General features: G+C 70.2%; 23 protein-coding genes. 10 read left to right on the top strand and 13 right to left on the bottom strand.

Annotated features, from left to right (window positions below):
- Positions 1 to 65 precede the first annotated feature (65 nt).
- Positions 66 to 485: a hypothetical protein gene (locus H512_RS0113165; protein ID WP_026783854.1), complete on the bottom strand. Its 420-nt coding sequence runs from the start codon at positions 483 to 485 to the stop codon at positions 66 to 68.
- A gap of 23 nt (positions 486 to 508) precedes the next feature.
- Complete coding sequence (gluQRS, locus tag H512_RS23920) at positions 509 to 1,426, bottom strand: tRNA glutamyl-Q(34) synthetase GluQRS (protein ID WP_053239838.1); 918 nt, start codon at positions 1,424 to 1,426, stop codon at positions 509 to 511.
- A 95-nt stretch (positions 1,427 to 1,521) separates the two neighbouring features.
- On the opposite strand from gluQRS, the gene H512_RS0113155 reads away from it, so the two are divergent.
- The 3 genes from H512_RS0113155 (at position 1,522) to H512_RS0113145 (ending at position 3,536) form a co-directional block, all read left to right on the top strand.
- Positions 1,522 to 2,163 carry a DNA-3-methyladenine glycosylase family protein gene (locus H512_RS0113155; RefSeq protein WP_026783853.1) on the top strand — a complete coding sequence of 214 codons (642 nt, stop codon included), beginning with the start codon at positions 1,522 to 1,524 and terminating at the stop codon, positions 2,161 to 2,163.
- Positions 2,164 to 2,188: 25 nt separating this feature from the next.
- On the top strand, positions 2,189 to 2,854 hold the full coding sequence (locus H512_RS0113150; protein ID WP_026783852.1) for an alpha/beta hydrolase: 666 nt from the start codon (positions 2,189 to 2,191) through the stop codon (positions 2,852 to 2,854).
- Between the two features lie 79 nt (positions 2,855 to 2,933).
- On the top strand, positions 2,934 to 3,536 hold the full coding sequence (locus tag H512_RS0113145) for a cob(I)yrinic acid a,c-diamide adenosyltransferase (protein ID WP_026783851.1): 603 nt from the start codon (positions 2,934 to 2,936) through the stop codon (positions 3,534 to 3,536).
- A gap of 17 nt (positions 3,537 to 3,553) precedes the next feature.
- On the opposite strand, the gene H512_RS0113140 is transcribed toward H512_RS0113145, so the two are convergent.
- From H512_RS0113140 to H512_RS0113130, 3 genes are all read right to left on the bottom strand, one after another.
- Positions 3,554 to 3,943 (bottom strand): response regulator, encoded by a 390-nt coding sequence (locus H512_RS0113140; protein ID WP_026783850.1) that lies wholly within the window; start codon positions 3,941 to 3,943, stop codon positions 3,554 to 3,556.
- A 175-nt stretch (positions 3,944 to 4,118) separates the two neighbouring features.
- Positions 4,119 to 4,649: a hypoxanthine phosphoribosyltransferase gene (gene hpt, locus H512_RS0113135; protein ID WP_026783849.1), complete on the bottom strand. Its 531-nt coding sequence runs from the start codon at positions 4,647 to 4,649 to the stop codon at positions 4,119 to 4,121.
- A gap of 111 nt (positions 4,650 to 4,760) precedes the next feature.
- Positions 4,761 to 5,744, bottom strand: coding sequence for an MJ0042-type zinc finger domain-containing protein (locus H512_RS0113130; protein ID WP_026783848.1), 984 nt, complete (start codon positions 5,742 to 5,744; stop codon positions 4,761 to 4,763).
- Between the two features lie 332 nt (positions 5,745 to 6,076).
- Here H512_RS0113130 and ftsE point away from each other — a divergent pair, with 332 nt between their 5' ends.
- The 4 genes from ftsE (at position 6,077) to H512_RS0113110 (ending at position 9,367) form a co-directional block, all read left to right on the top strand.
- Positions 6,077 to 6,736, top strand: coding sequence for a cell division ATP-binding protein FtsE (gene ftsE / locus H512_RS0113125; RefSeq protein ID WP_026783847.1), 660 nt, complete (start codon positions 6,077 to 6,079; stop codon positions 6,734 to 6,736).
- Positions 6,733 to 7,710 carry a cell division protein FtsX gene (locus H512_RS23915; RefSeq protein ID WP_053239837.1) on the top strand — a complete coding sequence of 326 codons (978 nt, stop codon included), beginning with the start codon at positions 6,733 to 6,735 and terminating at the stop codon, positions 7,708 to 7,710. Before ftsE ends, H512_RS23915 begins: the two co-directional genes overlap by 4 nt.
- 97 nt (positions 7,711 to 7,807) lie before the next feature.
- The gene (locus tag H512_RS23910) at positions 7,808 to 8,506 is read left to right on the top strand and encodes a YdcF family protein (RefSeq protein ID WP_084798475.1); all 699 of its coding nucleotides are present in this window, start codon (positions 7,808 to 7,810) and stop codon (positions 8,504 to 8,506) included.
- Positions 8,507 to 8,584: 78 nt separating this feature from the next.
- Entirely contained in the window at positions 8,585 to 9,367 is a 783-nt protein-coding gene (locus tag H512_RS0113110; protein ID WP_026783846.1) for a lysophospholipid acyltransferase family protein, read from the top strand.
- Here H512_RS0113110 and H512_RS0113105 read toward each other — a convergent pair.
- Positions 9,342 to 9,878 (bottom strand): gamma-glutamylcyclotransferase, encoded by a 537-nt coding sequence (locus tag H512_RS0113105; RefSeq protein WP_026783845.1) that lies wholly within the window; start codon positions 9,876 to 9,878, stop codon positions 9,342 to 9,344. The genes H512_RS0113110 and H512_RS0113105 overlap by 26 nt on opposite strands.
- Before the next feature lie 160 nt (positions 9,879 to 10,038).
- Here H512_RS0113105 and H512_RS0113100 point away from each other — a divergent pair, with 160 nt between their 5' ends.
- Positions 10,039 to 11,031: a DUF2125 domain-containing protein gene (locus tag H512_RS0113100; RefSeq protein WP_026783844.1), complete on the top strand. Its 993-nt coding sequence runs from the start codon at positions 10,039 to 10,041 to the stop codon at positions 11,029 to 11,031.
- Here the strand turns inward: H512_RS0113100 and H512_RS0113095 are convergent.
- The 3 genes from H512_RS0113095 to H512_RS0113085 form a co-directional block, all read right to left on the bottom strand.
- Positions 11,023 to 11,964: a prephenate/arogenate dehydrogenase family protein gene (locus H512_RS0113095; RefSeq protein ID WP_026783843.1), complete on the bottom strand. Its 942-nt coding sequence runs from the start codon at positions 11,962 to 11,964 to the stop codon at positions 11,023 to 11,025. The genes H512_RS0113100 and H512_RS0113095 overlap by 9 nt on opposite strands.
- Positions 11,961 to 13,067 (bottom strand): histidinol-phosphate transaminase, encoded by a 1,107-nt coding sequence (gene hisC, locus H512_RS0113090; RefSeq protein WP_026783842.1) that lies wholly within the window; start codon positions 13,065 to 13,067, stop codon positions 11,961 to 11,963. The genes H512_RS0113095 and hisC overlap by 4 nt, the downstream gene beginning before the upstream one ends.
- Before the next feature lie 69 nt (positions 13,068 to 13,136).
- On the bottom strand, positions 13,137 to 14,081 hold the full coding sequence (locus tag H512_RS0113085; RefSeq protein ID WP_026783841.1) for an AEC family transporter: 945 nt from the start codon (positions 14,079 to 14,081) through the stop codon (positions 13,137 to 13,139).
- A 208-nt stretch (positions 14,082 to 14,289) separates the two neighbouring features.
- Between H512_RS0113085 and H512_RS26370 the strand changes: the two genes are divergently transcribed.
- Positions 14,290 to 14,691 carry a YbhB/YbcL family Raf kinase inhibitor-like protein gene (locus H512_RS26370; RefSeq protein WP_245585408.1) on the top strand — a complete coding sequence of 134 codons (402 nt, stop codon included), beginning with the start codon at positions 14,290 to 14,292 and terminating at the stop codon, positions 14,689 to 14,691.
- A 14-nt stretch (positions 14,692 to 14,705) separates the two neighbouring features.
- Positions 14,706 to 14,924: a SlyX family protein gene (locus tag H512_RS0113075; protein WP_026783839.1), complete on the top strand. Its 219-nt coding sequence runs from the start codon at positions 14,706 to 14,708 to the stop codon at positions 14,922 to 14,924.
- 30 nt (positions 14,925 to 14,954) lie between these two features.
- On the opposite strand, the gene H512_RS0113070 is transcribed toward H512_RS0113075, so the two are convergent.
- The 4 genes from H512_RS0113070 to lptM form a co-directional block, all read right to left on the bottom strand.
- Positions 14,955 to 16,643 carry a methyl-accepting chemotaxis protein gene (locus H512_RS0113070; protein ID WP_026783838.1) on the bottom strand — a complete coding sequence of 563 codons (1,689 nt, stop codon included), beginning with the start codon at positions 16,641 to 16,643 and terminating at the stop codon, positions 14,955 to 14,957.
- A 147-nt stretch (positions 16,644 to 16,790) separates the two neighbouring features.
- Positions 16,791 to 17,423, bottom strand: coding sequence for an urease accessory protein UreE (locus H512_RS0113065; protein ID WP_026783837.1), 633 nt, complete (start codon positions 17,421 to 17,423; stop codon positions 16,791 to 16,793).
- Positions 17,424 to 17,590: 167 nt separating this feature from the next.
- A complete protein-coding gene (lysA, locus tag H512_RS0113060) occupies positions 17,591 to 18,859 on the bottom strand; it encodes a diaminopimelate decarboxylase (protein WP_026783836.1) in 1,269 nt (422 codons plus the stop codon).
- Between the two features lie 10 nt (positions 18,860 to 18,869).
- The gene (gene lptM, locus H512_RS0113055) at positions 18,870 to 19,067 is read right to left on the bottom strand and encodes an LPS translocon maturation chaperone LptM (RefSeq protein WP_156899485.1); all 198 of its coding nucleotides are present in this window, start codon (positions 19,065 to 19,067) and stop codon (positions 18,870 to 18,872) included.
- Between the last annotated feature and the right edge of the window lie 15 nt (positions 19,068 to 19,082).

Raw genomic sequence — 19,082 nt, 5'->3', positions numbered from 1 at the left:
TAGCTATCGGAAGGGGGACGGCAAATGTCAAGGAAATCGCCGGACCGGCTGCCGGAGAAGATCGTTCAGGAGCCGCCCCGGCGGATGGCGCGCACCACCTCGCGCGCCAGGATCTTGGCTGAATCCTGGTCTTCCGGCCCGAGCGGACCGCAGGCCTGATCGAAATTGTCGCGGTCCTCGGCGCCGATGTCGCCGCCCATGGCCACCGCGACGACGATGCGCAGCGCGCAGGCCTTCACCGGATCGACCTTCAGGGCGCCGTAGCAGCCATCGGCCAGGCAGAAGGCGAAGTTGCGAAGCGCCAGCGGGCTGCCGCTGAGCGCCTTCGGCCATTGCGGCGCCAGCGCCGCCTGCTGGCCGGCGCAGGCCGGATCGGGCGACTTGGCGCAGTCGGCGAGAAGATCGGCATAAACGGGCACGCCGTCGGCGGCCAAGGTCGGCAGGCCCGAGACGACGAGGAGGAAGGCAAGAAGCAGCGCGCGCATGGAACGCTCCCGGAGGCCCGTCTTCAGGGCGGGCCGGGCGAGTATTGGCCGGCGGCGACCGGTTCCGCAAGCCCGACCATCCGCCTGACGTCGGCGGGCGTCGCCCCCGCTTCCCGCAGTGCCGAAAGGCCGGCAGCGCCCTTCGATTTGGAGAGCTTGCGGCCATCGGGGCCGACGATCAGCCGGTGATGGTGATAGCGCGGCGCCGGCAGCCCGAGCAGCGTCTGAAGGAGACGATGGACGGCGGTGGCGAAATAAAGGTCGCGGCCGCGCACCACGTCCGTCGCGCCCTGCAAGGCGTCATCGACCACGACGGCGAGGTGATAGGCGGCCGGCATGAATTTTCCGGCCAGCACCACGTCGCCCCAGGCGGCGGGATCGGCTTCAATTGTCTCGCCCGGCCCGTCGAGGCCGTCGCCCAATTCCTCCCAGGCGAGAGGCCCGGCGAGGCGGACCGCCTTCGCCATGTCGAGTCGCAGCGCATGCGGCCGGCCGGCGGCGGCCAGCGCCTCGGCCTCGGCCGGCGGGCGGACGCGGTCGATATCCGGATAGAGCGGCGCGCCGTCCGGGTCGCGCGGCCACGGCCGGCCGCTTCGCGCCTCTTCGAGGCGAATCGCCGCGGCGATCTCCGTGCGGCTCAGAAAGGAGCGGTAGACCAGCCCGAGGGCGGCGAGCCGATCGAGAGCGGCGGCATAGTCGTCGGCGTGTTCCGACTGCCGCCGCACCGGCGTCTCGTAAGCGATGCCCAGCCAGTCGAGGTCGTCGAGGATGGCCCGTTCATATTCGGGCCGGGCGCGCGTGCCGTCGACGTCCTCGATGCGGAGGAACATCCGGCCGCCGGTCCGCCTGGCCATGTCGGCGTTGAGGAGGGCCGACAGCGCGTGGCCGAGGTGCAGCGGCCCGTTGGGCGACGGCGCGAAGCGGAAGACGGGAACGGTCATCGGTCTCGGCGGGAACAAGCCAGCGCTGCTGCCGGCTTCTGGCGGGCTGGACAGTATAGCTTTCCAATGCTGAAGTCTCGTTGAAGGAGACCCCGATGCGCCTCATCCTCACCGATGCCGACATGGCCGAGGGCCTCGACTATCTCGAAAGCGTCGACCCGCGCCTCGGCCCGGTGCGCGCCGCCGCCGGACCGGTCGACATCCGCTACCGGCCGCCCGGCTTCGAGGGGATCGCCCGCATCGTCGTCGCCCAGCAGCTCTCGGTGGCCAGCGCCGACGCCATCTGGGGCCGCTTCGAGACGCTGCTCGGCGTCGCGACGGCCGACAACTACCTCCGTCACGGCGAGGATTCCTTACGCGCCGCCGGCCTGTCGCGCGGCAAGGTCCGGACGCTCACCGCGCTGGCCGAGGCGGCCGTCGCCGGCCTCGACCTCGAGGGCCTCGCCGCCGAATCGCCGGAAACGGCGACCGAACGGCTCATCGCCATCCCCGGCATCGGCCGCTGGACGGCGGAGATTTTCCTGCTGTTCTGCGCCCGCAACGCCGACGTGCTGCCGGCCGGCGACCTTGCCCTCCAGGTGGCCGCCGCCGAGGCGCTGGCGCTCGAAGGCCGGCCCAGCGAGAAGGAACTGCGGGCGATTTCAGAGCTTTGGTCGCCCTGGCGCGGCGTTGCGGCAAAGCTGCTTTGGGCCTATTACAAGGCGATGCGACAGGGCAGGAACGTCCTCCCGGTCTGACCCCCATCCCGGAAGGAGCCTGCCCATGGCCGCTATCGACGGACCGCGCCTCGAACCCACGGCCGGCAAGGCCGATGCCCTCGTCGTGCTGCTGCACGGCTATGGCGCCAACGGCGAGGACCTCTACGACATCGCCGAGAGCTGGGCGCCCTTCCTGCCGTCGGTCGCCTTTGCCTCGCCGCACGCCCCGGATGCCTGTCCCATGGCGCCGGGCGGCCGCCAGTGGTTCCCGCTGACCATGCAGGGCGAGGCCGAGCGCTGGACCGGCGTCACCGCCGCCAGCGCCGGGCTCGACCGCTTCCTCGATGCCGAACTGGAGCGCTGGGACGTGCCGGCCGACCGGCTGGTGCTGGTCGGCTTCAGCCAGGGCACCATGATGGCCCTGCACGTCGGCCTGCGGCGAGAGGTGGCGCCGGCGCTGATCGTCGGCTACTCGGGCTATCTGGCCGGTCCCGAGCATCTCGGCGAGATCTCGGCCAGGCCGAGGGTGCTGCTCGTCCACGGCACCGCCGACCAGGTGCTGCCGGTCGAGAGCAGCCGCCTCGCTGCCGCCGCGCTCACCGCCGCCGGCCTGCCGGTGGCGCTGCATCTCACGCCGGGCCTCGGCCACGGCATCGACCGCATGGGGCTGGTGCTTGGCCTCAGGGCCATCGCCGAGGCGCTTGGCATCGATCTGCCCGGCGGGCAATGACGGCGAAAGCCGAATGACGGATTGAGCCGCCGCCGCATCCACGCGAGTATGGCCGGCCAGCAGGACGCCCGGAGGCAGCATGGTTCGGCTCAATCGCATCTACACCCGCACCGGCGACGACGGTTCGAGCGGTCTTGCCACCGGCGAACGCCGCTTCAAGGACGATCTGCGCTTCGAGGCGATCGGCGGCGTCGACGAGACCAACGCGGCGATCGGCGTCGCCCGCCTGTCGATCGGCGACTATCCCGACCTCGACCTGATGCTCGGCGCCATCCAGAACGACCTGTTCGACCTCGGCGCCGACCTCGCCACGCCGGCCCGCGGCGCGGCATCGGAAACCGGGACCGGGACGGAGCCGCTGCGCATCCTGCCGACGCAGGTCGAACGGCTGGAGAAGGAAATCGACTATCTCAACCGGGGCCTGGCGCCGCTGACCAGCTTCGTGCTGCCGGGCGGCAGTTCGGCCGCCGCCCATCTGCACGTGGCGCGCGCCGTCTGCCGCCGCGCCGAGCGGGCGGCGGTGCGACTGGCCCGCACGACCGGCGAGCAGGTCAACCCGGACGCGGTGCGCTATCTCAACCGCCTGTCGGATTTCCTGTTCGTGGCCAGCCGCTGGGCCAATGACCTCGGCGGCCGCGATGTGATCTGGGTGCCCGGGCAGAACCGGGAATATCGCGACTGAACCTTTCGTGGCAGCTCTCAGGCGATCCGGCTCGTCGGCGAGCGGCCGTCGAGCGCCCGGCCGACGGCGGCGCGGATCTCGGCCAGCGTGAACGGCTTGGAGACGACGTCGCTGACCAGGCTGTCGAGACCGAAGGCGCGCTCGCGCTGGTCGGCGAAGCCGGTCATCAATAAAATGGCGAGGCCGGGATGATCGCGGGCGACGCTGAGCGCCAGCGCGATGCCGTCCATCACCGGCATCATGATGTCGGACAGCAGCAGGTCGAAGCCCTCGGGCCGCTCGCCGAGAATCTCCAGCGCGATGCCGCCGTCCTCGGCCTCGGTGATCTCATGGCCGTCGAGTTCCAGCGCCCTCTTCACGAAGGCCCGAACCGATGCGTCGTCCTCGGTCAGCAGAATGCGCGCCATGGCCGCCCCCCGGCAATCCCTTTGGAATCGGGACGTGTTTCACCCAATTGTCGCATAAGCCGGGCCGGCGTGCCAGACACCGCAACTCACGCGCGGACCGGCCGATCGACGCGGAGGCCGCGCCATCCGGCCATCCGCCTTTCCGACAAGGGCAAACGCTTTGCGGCAGGCTCGTTCAGTCGGTGACCACGCCGACGAAGGGCAACTGACGGTAGGCGTGGGCGGCATCCATGCCGTAGCCGACCACGAACACGTCGGCGCAGGAGAAACCGACGATGTCGGCGTCGATCTGCGCCTTGCGCTTGCCCGGCTTGTCGAGCAGCACCGCCACCTTGACCTCCTTCGCCCCCCGGTCCTCGGTGAGGCGCTTGGCGAAGGCCAGCGTCCGGCCCGATTCCAGGATGTCGTCGATGATCAACACGGAGCGGCCAGCGACGTCGGTGTCGATGTCGCGGATGATCTTGACGATACCCGACGAGGTGGTGCCGGTGCCGTAGCTCGACAGCATCATGAACTCGACCTGCGGCGCCAGCCCCTCGCGGTGCAGGGCGCGCAGCAGGTCGGCGGCGAACATGAAGCTGCCCTTCAGGATGGCGATCACCATCAGGTCGTCGGGGCGGGCGGCGGCGATCTCCCTGGCCATGGCGTCGACGCGCGCGGCGATCGTCTCCTCCGAAAACAGCACGTCGATGGTCCTGCCCGTCATCCCGGTCTCCTTAGCGCGGTCGCGACGGCCGATGAGCCTCGATCCGCCGACAATGGCGGGGCGCGCATCCGGAACCGTCGCAGAGCCCCGGCGCATTCGGCCGGAGCTATATTACGGCGGACGCATATCTGTAAACCGGACTTCCACGCTGGTCGACGCCTCGGGCGGCGCCAGCAGGCGCGTCTTGAAGTGTACCTTGCCCCGCTGGTCGATGTTGAGTTGCGGCAGCATGTAGTTCCACGCGTAGACGTCGCGGTCGGTCGACGACTTCAGCGTGACGCGGACGGCCGGCAGCGGCTTGGACTGGTCGTCGAGGTTGACGATGTCGCCCTCCACCACCAGCACCGGCGTCGAGCCATCCATCTCGCGGTGGGCGGCCACCTCGGAGAAGTCGAGGCCGCGCAAATTGACCTTGAGGCCGATCAGCTGGTAGATGCCGGCGAAATCCGGCAGGACCCGCACCACCGTCTCGCGGCCGACCACCGCCACGCCGCAGAACAGCACCAGGAAACCGATCAGCAGCGCCGAGGCAACCGGCGTCGACAGATGCCGGTCGATCAGGCTGAGCGCCGAGGCACCCCGCCGCTTCGCCTTGTCGCGCCTCCTGCGGCTGCTGCCAAAGCCGGCCGGCGGCGCATCGATGGTCGGCGCCTCGTCGGCGGCGGCCGTCTCGGCGGGTTCGTCCCTGGGCGGCTCGTCCGCGACGGGACCGGCGGCGAACAGGTCGTCGACCGCCGACTGGTCGTTGCCGCTGTCCGCCGCCTCGGCTTCGGCCTCTTCGGCCGGGCCGGACGCGAACAGGTCGTCGATCGCCGACTGGTCGTTGCCTTCGGCCGCCGGGCTGGCGGCGTCCTTGTCGAACGTGCTTTGCGGACCTTCGCCGGCGATGGCGTCGCGCCACTCGTCCTCGCTGGGCTCGGGCGCGGTGGATGCCGGCCGCGCGGCGGGCGCCGGTTGCGGCGCTTCGGGATAGTCGTTGGGCGTGGCATGCCAGACGGTGCCGCAGCGGGCGCAACGCACCTTGCGGCCGGTGACGCCGAGCGTGCCGTCGGCAACCTGATACCCCGTCTCGCAGGCGGGGCAGACAATTCTCATCTTCGGCCCCCGATCGACCGCCGGCCCGGCTCCTTCGGGGAGAGCGCGTCCGGAAGGCGGGCGGCGCGCCTTCTGCGTCGCCGCCCTTTTCCAAGGGATGGCGGCAACATGCTTAATGAAACGTTAAGGACAAGGACGGCAACATCATTTATGAGGGCGTGAGAGGAGAAGAAGCCGCAGAGCGGCTTCCGGTGCCGAACGGCGCCGCGTGGGAAGCGGGTCTTTCGGGACGAAGCCCCGAAAGACGAAAAGCGGAGCGAAAGCCAAGGGCCGGAGGCCCGCCGGCGACGGAGGCGGCCAACAAACCCGCCGGCGATTGAGGCTGAGAATATATGATCAGGTTCGAGAATGTCGGTCTCCGCTATGGAACGGGTCGCGAGGTGCTGAGCGATCTCACCTTCTCGATCGCGCCGCATTCGTTCCAGTTCCTGACCGGTCCCTCCGGCGCCGGCAAGACGACGCTGATCCGCCTGCTGTTCCTCAACCTCAAGCCGACACGCGGCCTGATCTCCATCTTCGGCAAGGACACGGCGCTGTTGCGCCGTTCCGACATGCCGGCGCTGCGCCGCCGCATCGGCGTCGTGTTCCAGGACTTCCGCCTGCTCGACCACCTCACCACCTACGAGAACGTCGCCCTGCCCTATCGCGTGCTGGGCAAGGACGAGGCGAGCTATCGCGCCGACGTCGCCGACCTGCTCGACTGGGTCGGCCTCGGCGATCGCAAGCACGTCTATCCGCCGGTGCTGTCGGGCGGCGAGAAGCAGCGGGCGGCCATCGCCCGGGCGCTGATCACCAAGCCGGAGTTCCTGCTCGCCGACGAGCCGACCGGCAACGTCGATCCGCCGCTCGCCCGCCGCCTGCTGCGCCTGTTCCTGGAGCTGAACCGCCTCGGCACCGCCGTGGTCATCGCCACCCACGACATCGGCCTGATGGACCAGCTCGACGCCCGCCGGCTGGTCCTCGAAGGCGGCCATCTCGAGATCTACGAATGACCACGGCGCCCGTAAAACACGGCAACAGCGGCAAGACCGCCAAGGCAGCCCCCGCCCGTCCGTCCGGCCGGCCGGAGACGAGCGCCTCGCCGATCGTGCCGCCGCAGGCCATCGCCGGCCGGACGCTGATCCTGGTCATCGCCATCATGACCTTCCTCGCCGGCTTCACCATCGCCGTCGTCTCGGTGATCGACCGCGCCGCCGACGCCTGGGCCTCCGACATCGGCCGCGAGGTGACCGTCGAGGTGCGGCCGCTCGACGGCGTCGCCGCCGAGGCCGAGGTGGAGAAGGCGGTGGCGCTGGCCCAGGAATTCCCCGGCGTCGGCGGCGCCCACGGCCTTTCCGACGCCGAGACGCAGCGCCTCCTGGAGCCATGGCTGGGGCCGGGTGCCGACCTGTCCGCCCTGCCGGTGCCGCGCCTCGTCGTCGTCTCCATCGACGATCCCGCCGCCTTCGACGTCAAGGCGCTGGCCGCCGCCGTCGGCAAGGAGATCCGCGGCGGCAGCGTCGACGACCACGCGCTGTGGGTCGACCGTCTCTCGGCCATGGCCGCCTCCATGGTGTTTGCCGGCATCGGCCTGATGGCGCTGATGCTGGTGGCGCTGGTGCTCTCCGTGGTGTTCGCGACGCGCGCCGCCATGGCGGGCAATCGCGACGTCATCGAGGTGCTGCATTTCTGCGGCGCCGAGGATCGCTTCATCGCCGGCCAGTTCCAGCGCCGGTTCCTGCTGTTCGGCATCGAGGGCGGCGCCATCGGCGGCGCGCTGGCGTTGGTCGCCATGGCGGCCGCCGCCTGGGCGATCGGCGGCTCGGCCGGCCGGCCCGGCGCCGACCAGCTGGAGGCGCTGTTCGGCCGCTTCGAGCTGCCGGCCTCGGCCTACGGCCTGGTGCTGGGGCTGGTGGCGGCGGTGGCGCTCCTGACCGCCCTCACCTCGCGCCTCGCCGTGCGGCGCTCGCTGTCGGCGCTCGACTGAACGCCGGAAACGCGGCTTCCCCGGCTGTTTCCGGTGCCCGGCCGGCCGGTCCTTGTGGCGATTTGTCAAGCGCCGGCCGATTTCCTAGAATGAAATCATGATGGAATCGCCCGCCCCTCCGAGAGAGACGGCCTACGGACCGGACGAGGGCGCCGGCGAGCGCACCCGCGCCCGCCGGGCGATCGGCGTTCTCCTCGCCGCCGCGCTGCTGATCGGCGTCGGCTTCTTCTTCGGCGGCTTCTTCCGCTTCGCCGACACCGTCGCCGGCTATCAGACGCCGTCGCCGCTCGCCGCCGACGGCATCGTCGTGCTGACCGGCGGCGCCGAGCGCATCGCCGGCGCCGTCGAACTGATCACCGCCGGCAAGGCGCGGCGGCTGCTGATCTCCGGCGTCCATCCCGACACCTCGGCTGCCCGGCTCGGCCGCATGGTCGAGGCGGAGCCGGACCTGATGGCCTGCTGCGTCGACCTCGACCACCGCGCCGCCAACACCATCGGCAATGCACTGGAGACCGCCAAGTGGGCGCGGCGCAACGGCTTCCTGTCGCTGATCGTCGTCACCTCCGCCTACCACATGCCGCGCTCCATGCTGGAGCTGTCGCACGCCATGCCGGGCATCCGCCTGATCCCCTATGCGGTGACGCGGCCCGGCCTGACGCTGGAGAACTGGTCGGAGGACCGGACGGTGATCCTGCTTCTCCTCGAGGAATACCTGAAGTATACGGCGACGCGCCTCCGCCTGTCGCTCGGCGGCATCGACGGCCTCGCCGAGCTGATCAGCGGCGCATTCGGCTAGCATCCACCGAAAAGTGCTGGCGCTTTTCGGACAGGCGGATGCATCACACAGAATGATTGCCACCCCGGAAGACGACCCATGCCGATCCGCTCCTTCCTCTACAGCATCGCCTTCTTCTCGGTAACCGCCGTCATGGCGGTTCTCGGCGCGCCCTTCGCCCTGTTCGGCCACCGGGGCGTGATGATCGTCGTCAAGGCCTGGACGTCGACGCTGATCGGCCTGCACCGGCTGATCACCGGCACGCGCCATGAATACCGTCACCTCGAGCGCATCCCGCCGGGCGGCTGCATCGTCGCGTCGAAGCATCAGTCGACCTTCGAGACGCTGGCGCTGGTGCCGCTGCTCACCGATCCCGCCTTCATCCTGAAGCGCGAGCTGACCTGGATCCCGGTCTTCGGCTGGTGGTTGAAGCTGGCCGGCAACATCGCCATCGATCGCGGCAGCCCCACCGCCGCGCTGAGGAAGGTGATCGAAGGCACCCGCGCCGCCGTCGCCGCCGGCCGGCAGGTGATCATCTTCCCCGAGGGCACCCGCGCCGAGGCCGGGGCGAAGCCCGACTACAAGCAGGGCATCGCCCAGATCTACAAGTCGCTCGACGTGCCGGTGCTGCCGGTCGCCCACAATGCCGGCACCGTCTGGCCGCGCAAGGCGCGCGTCCACCGCCGCGGCACCATCGTCGTCGAGTTCCTGGAGCCGATCCCGCCCGGCCTCAAGCCGCGCGACATGTTCCAGCGGCTCGAAGCCGACATCGAGGCGGCCTGCGACCGGCTGCTGGTCGAGGCGGCGGCGCGCGGCGACGACCTGCCGGAGACGGCGCGCGCCCGCGTCGCCGAACTCAGCCGAGGCGCTCCCGCGTCCTGAGGGCATCGACCAGCCGTTCCAGCGCCCGGTCGCGGATGCCCATGTCCTCAAGCCGCTTCAGCGTCGCCGTGACATAGTCGGCGTTCGGTCCCATCTCGCCGGCGCTGGCCAGCACGATGTCCAGCATCTCCTCGAAACCGAGGCCGCCGGCATATTGCGGATGGCCCTGGTTGGCGACATAGACCAGCGCCCCCACCGTCTCGCCGCCGGCGAGCCGGGCCGGCCGCACCACCTCGTGATAGACCATGGAGATCTGCTCGCGCGCCCGAAGATAGGCGACCACCGCCTCGCGGTCGGGCTCGGCCACCTCGAAGGCGACACCGTGGCAGGAGCCGCCGCGGTCGAGCCCGAACACCAGGCCGGGGCGCTCCGGCGTGCCGCGATAATGCGTCGAGCGGATGCACAGCGCCCGCCGCACGCCGTGCATGCGCGCCGGCACCGCCCGGACATGGGGAAAGCCGGGGTTCCACATCAGCGAGCCGTAGCCGAACACCCAGATGGTCGCGTCCATGCCGCCTCCGGTCCGTTCCTGAAAGTGTGCGATGGGTAGCATTCCGGCCGGCGAATGCAACGGCCGGCGATGACGATTCCATCTTTCGCCACATTGCTCTAGTGGATGGACGGTGAACAGTGCGTCCACGGGGCGCCGATGCCTTGCGAGGAAGACCAACATGCGGACGCTGCGGTGGAGCCTCTGGACGATCGTCGCGGTCGCCATCCTGTGGACCGGCGCCTGGTTCGGCGCCCGCTGGTGGCTCGGCGACACCATCGACCGGGCGAAGGCCGACCTCTCGGCGCGGAACGGCGTCGCCGTCGACTGCGCCGGCGAGACGATCGGCGGCTGGCCCGTCGCGCTCACCGTCACCTGCGGCGGCGGTCTCGGCATCGACCTCGCCGACGGCGGCAAGCTGTCGGCGGCCGGCGCCCACGGCCGCGGCTCGGTGCTCGATCCGCGCCGGCTGGACTTCCACTTCGACGCGCCGATTTCCTACACCGCCCCCGACGGCCGGCGGCTCGATCTTGCGGCCAGCGACCTCTCGGCCAGCCTCGGCCTGGCCAGTGGTCGCGCCGACCGGCTGGCCGTCCGCGCCGCCGAACTGACGGTCAGCGGCCCGCTGGCCGGCGGCAGCGAAGGCCGGCTGACGGCCGGCCATGGCGAACTGATGCTGGCGCGCGCCGACGGCCGGCCCGCCGACGCCGACGTCGCAGCCACCATCGACGACCTCGCCCTCAGCGCCGGCGGCGTCGCGCTGGCGCCGCTGCCGGTGCACCTGACGCTCGCCGCCACGCTCGCCGAAGCCGACATGGCCGCCGCCGGTCCGGCGGCGCTGGCCGGCTGGCGGGCAGCCGGCGGCAAGCTGGCGCTGCACCGCCTCTCGGCCGAACTCGGCGGCGCCTCGCTGACGCTGACCGGCGAGGCGACGGTGACCGAGGCCGGCCTCGTCGAGGCGCAGGGCCAGATCTCCGGCCATCAGCTCAACGCCCTGCCGGCAGCGGCGGCGGCTGGCGGCGGCCTGACGCCGGAAGTCGCCGGCCTCGTGATGGCCTTCCTGTTCATGGGCACGGCCAGCGACGACGGCGGCCGCGTCATCGGCCTGCGCGTCGAGGACGGCGTCGTCTCGGCCAACGGCCGCGAGATCGGCCGGATCGCTCCACTATTCTGAGGGCGCCTTCGGCACCGGCCGGTGGGCGCGGCCGAAGTCGGCCTCCGGCGCGTCCTGACCGAGCGTCAGGATGCCGCGGCGGATGGTCCGCGTCCGCGTGAACAGGTCGTAGAGCTTGTCGCCCTCACCCCAGCGGATCTGCCGCTGCAGCGCGAACAGGTCCTCCTGGAAGCGGCCGAGCACCTCCAGCACCGCGTCGCGATTGTGCAGGAACACGTCGCGCCACATGGTGGGATCGGAGGCGGCGATGCGGGTGAAATCGCGGAAGCCGCCGGCCGAGAACTTCATCACCTCGGACTCGGTGACCTTCTCGAGGTCGGCGGCGGTGCCGACGATGTTGTAGGCGATCAGATGCGGCAGATGGCTGGTGATGGCCAGCACCAGGTCGTGACGCTCGGCGCTCATGCACTCGACGTTGGCGCCCATGCCGGCCCAGAAGGCGACGAGGCGGTCGAGCGCCCGGACGTCGGTGGCTTCGTCGGGGCAGAGGATCGACCAGCGGTTGACGAACAGCTCGGCAAAGCCGGCGTCGGGACCGGAGTATTCGGTACCGGCCACCGGGTGGGCGGGAATGAACTGGACGTTGTCCGGCAGGTGCGGCCGCATCTGCCTGACCACCGAGCCCTTCACCGAACCGACGTCGGAGACGATGGCGCCGGGTTTGAGATGCGGCGCGATCGCCTTGGCCACCGCCTCGGCGGCGCCGACCGGCACGCAGGCGATGACGAGGTCAGCGCTCTCCGCCGCGTCGCCGGCCGAGGCATGGTAGCTGTCGCCGAGGCCGAGTTCCTCGGCCCGCTCGAGGATGACCGGCGACAGGTCGGCAATGGCGATCTCGTCGACGAGGCCGTTTTGGCGGGCCGCCCGAGCGATCGACGAGCCGATCAGTCCGATGCCGACGATGGCGAGGCGGGAGAAGATGGCGTCGCTCATGCCGGCCCTCGCAGAAAGACGGAAAGCACGTCGACGAGCTTGCGGCAGGCTTCCTCGGAGCCGACGGTGACGCGCAGCGCGTTGGGCAGGCCGTAGGAGGCCACCTTGCGCACCACCACGCCCTCGGCAAGCAGCGCCTTGTCGGCGGCATCGGCCGTCTTGCCAGTCTCGGGAAAATGCACCAGCAGGAAGTTGGCGACCGACGGCGTCACCTTGAGACCGAGCTTTTCCAGTTCGGTGGCGAGGAAGGCGCTCCAGCGGAGATTGTGCTCCACCGCCACGTCCACGAAAGCGCGGTCGGCCATGGCGGCGGCGCCGGCGGCGATGGCCGCCGCGTTGAGATTGAACGGCCCGCGCACCCGCTCCAGCACCTCGACGATGGCCTTCGGCCCGTAGAGCCAGCCGATGCGCAGGGCGGCGAGGCCGTGGATCTTCGAGAAGGTGCGCGTCATCACCACGTTGTCGCTGGCCGATACCAGTTCGACGCCGCTCTCGTAGTCGTTGCGGCGGACGTATTCGGCATAGGCGGCGTCGAGAACCAACAGCACGTTGCTGGGCAGGTCGGCGGCGAGGCGCCGCACCTCGGCTATCGGGATGTAGGTGCCGGTCGGGTTGTTGGGGTTGGCGAGGAACACCATGCGCGTCTTCGGCGTCACGGCGGCGAGGATGGCGTCGACGTCGGTGGTGTGGGCGGTCTCCTTCGCCACCACCGGCGTCGCGCCGGCGGCGAGGATGGAGATGCGGTAGACGAGGAAGCCGTGCTCGGAATAGATCGCCTCGTCGCCGGGCGCGAGATAGCATTCGGCGATGAGGTGCAGCAGCTCGTCCGAACCGTTGCCGCAGACGATGCGGTCGGCGTTGAGACCGTGGGTCTCGGCGATCGCCTGCCTGAGTTCGGTCGATGAGCCGTCGGGATAGAGTTCCAGCTTGCCGGCCACCCGCCCGTAGGCTTCGACCGCCCTGGGGCTCGGTCCGAGCGGCGTCTCGTTCGACGACAGCTTGTGGAGCTTCTTGCCCGGCGCCGCCTTGGAGCCGCCGGGCACGTAGAGGTCGATGTCGAGGATACCGCCGCGCGGGACGGGCTTGGAACGGAGGTCGGACATGGCAACGCCTCTAAAATACCGGCGCCCGTCATACGGCAGGCATGGCGGTCGCGCAAAGGAAAAGCAATCTCAGCCGAGCAGCCAGGCCCAGAAGGTGGTGGTGACGACGCCCACCGCCGTGGTGATGGTGATCGACGACGAGGCGAGGCCGTGGCCGACGCCGAACCGGTTGGCGATCAGCCAGGCGTTGATGCCGGTAGGCACCGAGGCGGTCAGCACCAGCGCCGCCGTCCAGGTGCCGTCGAGGCCGATGAGGCGGCTCGCCGCATAGACGGAGGCCGGCAGCAGGAACAGCTTGAACAGCGAGGTGACCAGCGCCGGCCGGACGCCGTCGGAGATGCCGTATTTCATCAGCGCCATGCCGAGCGAGATCAGCGCCGCCGAGCCGGCGATGTCGCCGATGTCGTCGACCACCGTCTTGACGACGCCGGTGAGCGGCAGGCCGGCGAGGCGCCAGGCCGAGCCGAGCGCCAGACCGACCACCAGCGGGTTGCGCACGAGGTTGCGGCCGACCTGCTTGAGCACGGCGGCCACCGACTGGGGCGGCCGGCCGCCGGTGCGGCGCTCGGCCTGCTCCATCAGGAGGGTGCCGGCGATCATCATCACCGGCAGATGGGCGCAGAGCAGGATGGAGAGGGCGACGACGCCGTCCGGCCCGACGATGCGCTGGACGAGCGGCAGGCCGATGAACAGGTTGTTGGCAAAGGCCGAGGAGACGCCGGCCAGCACGCCGATGCGGGCGTCGCAACCGAAGAGGCGCGTCACCGCCAGATGGCCGGCCGCCCAGGTGACGGCGACGCCGGCGAAATAGGCCACCCAGATCGTCCAGGGCGAGCTGCCCTCGACATGCGCGCCGGCCACCGTCTTGAACAAGAGCGTCGGCATGGCGATGGTGAACACGAAGTCTGAAAGGGCGTCGCCGACGTCGGCCTTCATCACGCCGAAGCGGACGAGCAGATAGCCGATCAGGATCAGCAGGAAGATGGGCAGGACGTCGAGGGCGATTTCGATCACGGGCGGCAACCGGACATTTTGACCCGGAGGCCGGCGGCCGCGACGGCGCGTCGGAAATCGGCGGGCGGGACTTAGACTTTCTGCCTACTCCGGCCGCCACGCCGCCGGCAAGGCCGAAGCAATGCGGATCGGTTCGCTCGTCTCTGTCGCTTGCCTCGGCGGGGGGCGAATGACACACTGCGCCGCGCTCTTGACGAAGGAGGACGCCTTGCTCGCACGTCTCGCTACGGTGGTCGCGTTGGTCGTCGGTTCCGTCCTGCCGGCCGCCGCCTTCGAGCTGTCGTTTGCCTGGGGCGCCACGCCGGCCTGTTCCGGCGGCCGGCCGGCCGTGGTGGCCAGCCCGGAATTCCGCCTCGAGGGCGTGCCGCCGGGCACGCGCGTCATTGTCTTCGAGATGATCGACCTCGCCGCTCCCGACTTCCGCCACGGCGGCGGCACCGTCGCTTACGCCGGCGACGATCTGGTGCCGGCCGGTGCCTTCCGCTATCTCGGTCCCTGCCCGCCGGCCGGGCCGCACCGCTACCGCTGGACGGCCACCGCCCGCGACCGCGGCACCACCTTCGGCCGCACGCTGGGCGAGGCGTCGGCCAGCCGTTCCTTCCCTGAATAACCGAGGCGAGACATATGACCGCGGATACCAACGAGGCGCGCATCATGGCGCTGGAGGAAAAGGTCGCCTACCAGGAGCAGACGATCGAGGACCTCGATACCGCCGTCACCAGCCAGTGGAAGGAGATCGACACGCTGCGCCGCCTGGTGACGAGCCTCCTCGACGAGGTCAAGGAGATGGAGCTGGCGCAGCGGGCCAGCGCCGGCCGCGAGCCGCCGCCGCCCCATTATTGATCAGCCCATCGTTGACCGGACGGCGCCGCCTCAGGCGGCGCGCATCTCGGTCATCAACCGATCGACCTCGGCCTGCAGCGCCTTGCTGTCGGCGAGCATCCGGCGGGCTTCGACGGCCACCTCCTGCGACTTGACGTCCGACGCCTCGGCATTCTCCATCATCCGGGCCATGTCGGTGGCCAGCCCGCCGACGGCGGCGAGCGTCGAGGAGATGGCGCGGGTGATCTCCGACACCGCCGCGTTCTGCTGGTCGAGCGTGGCGGCGATCGACGAGGCGACGACGTTGACCCGCTCGATCGACTGTTCGACGGTGCCGGTGGCCGCCACTGCCTCGCCGGTCGCCGACTGGATGACGCCGATCCGCCGGGAGATCTCGTCGGTGGCCTTGGAGGTCTGGGCGGCCAGCGCCTTCACCTCGGTGGCCACCACGGCGAAGCCCTTGCCGGCGTCGCCGGCCCGCGCCGCCTCGATGGTGGCGTTGAGGGCCAGGAGGTTGGTCTGGTCGGCGATCTCCTGGATCAGCGCCACCACCTTGCCGATTTCGCCCGACGCCTCGTCGAGGCCGCGGATCACCTCGGTGGCCCGCGCCGTCTCGCGCACCGCGCCGCTGGAGATCTCGGCGGCCTTGTCGACCTGGGCGACGATCTCGGAGATCGACGCCGACAGTTCCTCGGCGGCGCTCGACACCGCCTGCACGTTGTCCTGCGCCTGCCGGCCGGCCTCCGCCGACGTCTCGGCCTGGCGGCGGGTGTGCTTCGACACGGCGAGCAGGTCGGTGGCCACACGCTCGAAGCCGGCCGCCGTATTCTCGATGCCGGCCGACGTCTGGCGGAACGACCGGTCGAAGCCGTCGGCAAGCCCGGTCAGCGCGTCGCGGCGCGCCCGGTCCATGGCGGCGGCGCGCGCCGCCTCGGCGTCGGCCTCGACGGCGATGCGCTCGCGCTGCAAGTCGCGGAAGCGGGCGACCGCCCGGGCGATCAGGCCGATCTCGTCCTTGCGCGTCGCGCCGGAAATCTCGGCGTCGAGGTCGCCGCCTTGCAGCCGGTCCATGGAGCGGGTGAGGCGGGCGAGCGGCCGGGTGATGCCGCGCGCCACCGCCGCCGACAGGCCGCCGAGCAGCAGGAGGGCGGCCAGCGTCGCCAGACCGACGCGGCGGGTGCTGGCCGACAGCGATGCCTCGATGTCGCCGACATGGAAGCCGGTGCCGAGCATCCAGTTCCAGCCGTCGATGTTGACGGTGTAGGCGAGCTTCAGCGAGGCGTCCTTGTCGCCGGGCTTCACCCACATGTATTCGTAATTGCCGCCGCCGGCCTTGGCGATGGCCAGCATGTCGCGGATCATCGGCTTGCCGTTGGTGTCCTTCATGTCGATCAGGCTCTTGCCCTCAAGCTCCGGCTTGCCCGGCAAGAGGATGTTCTGGCCGTCGGCGCCGTAGATGAAGAAGTAGTTCTTGTCGGCGCCGAAGCGCACCGGCCTCAGCACCGCCTTGGCGGCCGCCTGGGCCTCCTCGACGCTCATCTCGCCCTTGGCGGCGCGGTCGCGATAGCCCTCGATCATCGACCGCGCGGTTTCGACCTGGTCCTGAAGCGACAGCTTCTTCTGCGTCATCAATTCGGAGCGGAGATCGGCGTAGCCGAGATAGCCGATCGCCGACAGGCCGGCGATCGCCAGCACGACGATGGCGGCGATCTTGGCGGACACGGAATGGATGTTGAACATGGCAGCGAGCCCTAACGGTACCATCCGGCAAACCGGGATGATTCCCATTTAGGACCCGCTCGTTAACTTTGGCTTACGAAATAGGCCTTTGTTGCCGAAAATCGTTCACCAAAGCAATGAATCTACCCAGGCATGGGATTAGACGACTCACCGATGCTCGTGATCATCGCCGTGGGAATGGTCGTGATCATGGGAGTGCTCAGGACCGTGGTCGTCGTCATGGGCATGGGCGTGCCCGTGATGGTGGTGGCCGCAACCGCAGGCCTCGCCGTGGTCGTGCCCATGCTCGTGCTCATGATGATGGCGCTCCGGGCCGTGCTCGTGGGCATGACCGTGGTCGTGATCGTGCGCCTCGCCGGAGACGCCGCCGTCCGGGTCGAAGGCGGCGAGCAGCGGCGTCACCGTGGCGCCGAGCCCCTTCAGCATGTCCTCGATGACGTGATCGTAGCGGATGCGCAGCCGGTCGCCGAGGAACTGGACGGGCAGATGGCGGTTGCCGAGGTGCCAGGCGATGCGGACGAGCCCGGCCGGGTCTCCGGCGACGATCTCCAGGAGGCGTTCGGGCACCGCCTGGACGACGATCAGCCGGCCGTCCTCCAGCTCCAGCGCGTCACCGTCCTTCATCACCGTGGCGTCCTTGAGGTCGAGCAGGAACACCGTCTTGCCGACGCAGCGCATGACGAGGCGGCGGCGGTGGCGATCGTCGCGCTCGAGGGCGAGCGTGTCGGCGGGCGTGCCGGTCCAGGTGCCGGCGGGCAGGAGGCGGGTGGCGGTGATCATGATGAGGTCCTCGGCGTCGGAGCGGCGGGCTTGCGGCCGAGCTTAGCCAAAAGCGCCCCCGAGGCAAGGGCCGCCGCCATCGGCGCGAGGCCGGCGAACGTCGTCGCCGCGACGCCGGCGTGGTGGACGGGCGCGACAACCGGCATGGAAAGTCTGCGAATCGGCCCTCAGCCGAGCCAGTCGGGCAGGCGGTCGAGGCCGATCAGCTCATCGTAGGAGGGGCGCGGCCGCACCACGGCCCAGCGGTCGCCGTCAACCAGCACCTCCGGCACCAGCGGCCGCGAATTGTAGGTGCCCGACTGCACCGCGCCATAGGCGCCGGCCGAGAACACCGCCAGCAGTTCGCCCGGCCGCGCCACCGGCAGGCTGCGGCCGCGCGCCAGATAGTCGCCGCTCTCGCAGACCGGGCCGACCACGTCGACCTTCTCCTCGTCCGTGCCGGCCGGCCGCTGGTCGACCGGCCTGATCTCGTGATGGGCGTCGTAGAGGGTCGGCCGGATCAGGTCGTTCATGCCGGCATCGACGATGACGAAGGTCTTGGCCTTGCCGCGCTTCACGTATTGCACCTCGGTGACGAGGATGCCGGCGTTGCCGACGATGAAGCGGCCGGGCTCGATCAGCACCTCGACGTCGAGCGCCTGCGTGTGCTTGCGCACGATGTCGACATAGGCGGCGGGGTGCGGCGGCGGCGCGTTGTCGGCGCGGTAGGGAATGCCAAGGCCACCGCCGAGGTCGACGTGGCGGATGGAGTGACCAGCCGCACGCAGCGCCGCCACCAGTTCGCCGAGCCGGCCGAAGGCGGCGTCGAACGGGTCGAGATCGGTGATCTGCGAGCCGATGTGCATGTCGATGCCGGCGACGTCGAGACCCGGCAGCGCGGCGGCGCGGGCGTAGACGCGCACCGCTTCCTTCCAGGGGATGCCGAACTTGTCCTCGGCCTTGCCGGTGGAGATCTTGGCGTGGGTGCGGGCGTCGACGTCGGGATTGATGCGCAGCGACACCGGCGCCGTCACGCCGAGGCGGCTCGCCACGGCGGAGAGACGCTCCAGCTCCGGCTCGCTCTCGACGTTGAAGCACTTGATGCCCTCGACGAGCGCGTATTCGATCTCGCGCACCGTCTTGGCGACGCCGGAGAAGACGATTCTGTCGGCCGGAATGCCGGCGGCGCGCGCCCGGCGCAGCTCGCCTTCCGAGACGACGTCGGCGCCGGCGCCGAGCCGGGCCAGCGTGGCGATCACCGCCTGGTTGGAATTGGCCTTCAGCGCGTAGCAGACCAGCGTGCGCCCATCGCCGAGTGCCTCGCGGAACACCCGGAAATGGCGGGCGATGGTGGCCGACGAATAGATGTAGACCGGCGTGCCCACCGCCGCGGCGATGGCCGGCACCGCGACGTCCTCGGCATGGAGCACGCCGCCGCGATAGCTGAAATGATGCAACGGCAGCTCCTCAGATGAGACCGTCGAGGATGAAGGGCTTGTCGGGCGTTGCCGGCTTTGCGGCGGGCGTCACGGCGCCGGGATCGGCGGTGGCGGCCGGCGCTGCCTCGACCGTCGATTTCGGCGCTTCGAGCGATCCCTTGCGGCCGCAGCCGGCGAGCGCGAGGCAGACCATCAGCGATATCATCCCGAGACGCAGCACCATCATCTCCCCGATCCCTTG

Source organism: Pleomorphomonas koreensis DSM 23070 (genome assembly GCF_000425185.1).
Lineage (GTDB): Bacteria > Pseudomonadota > Alphaproteobacteria > Rhizobiales > Pleomorphomonadaceae > Pleomorphomonas > Pleomorphomonas koreensis.
This window is presented reverse-complemented; position numbering and strand designations above follow the sequence as displayed.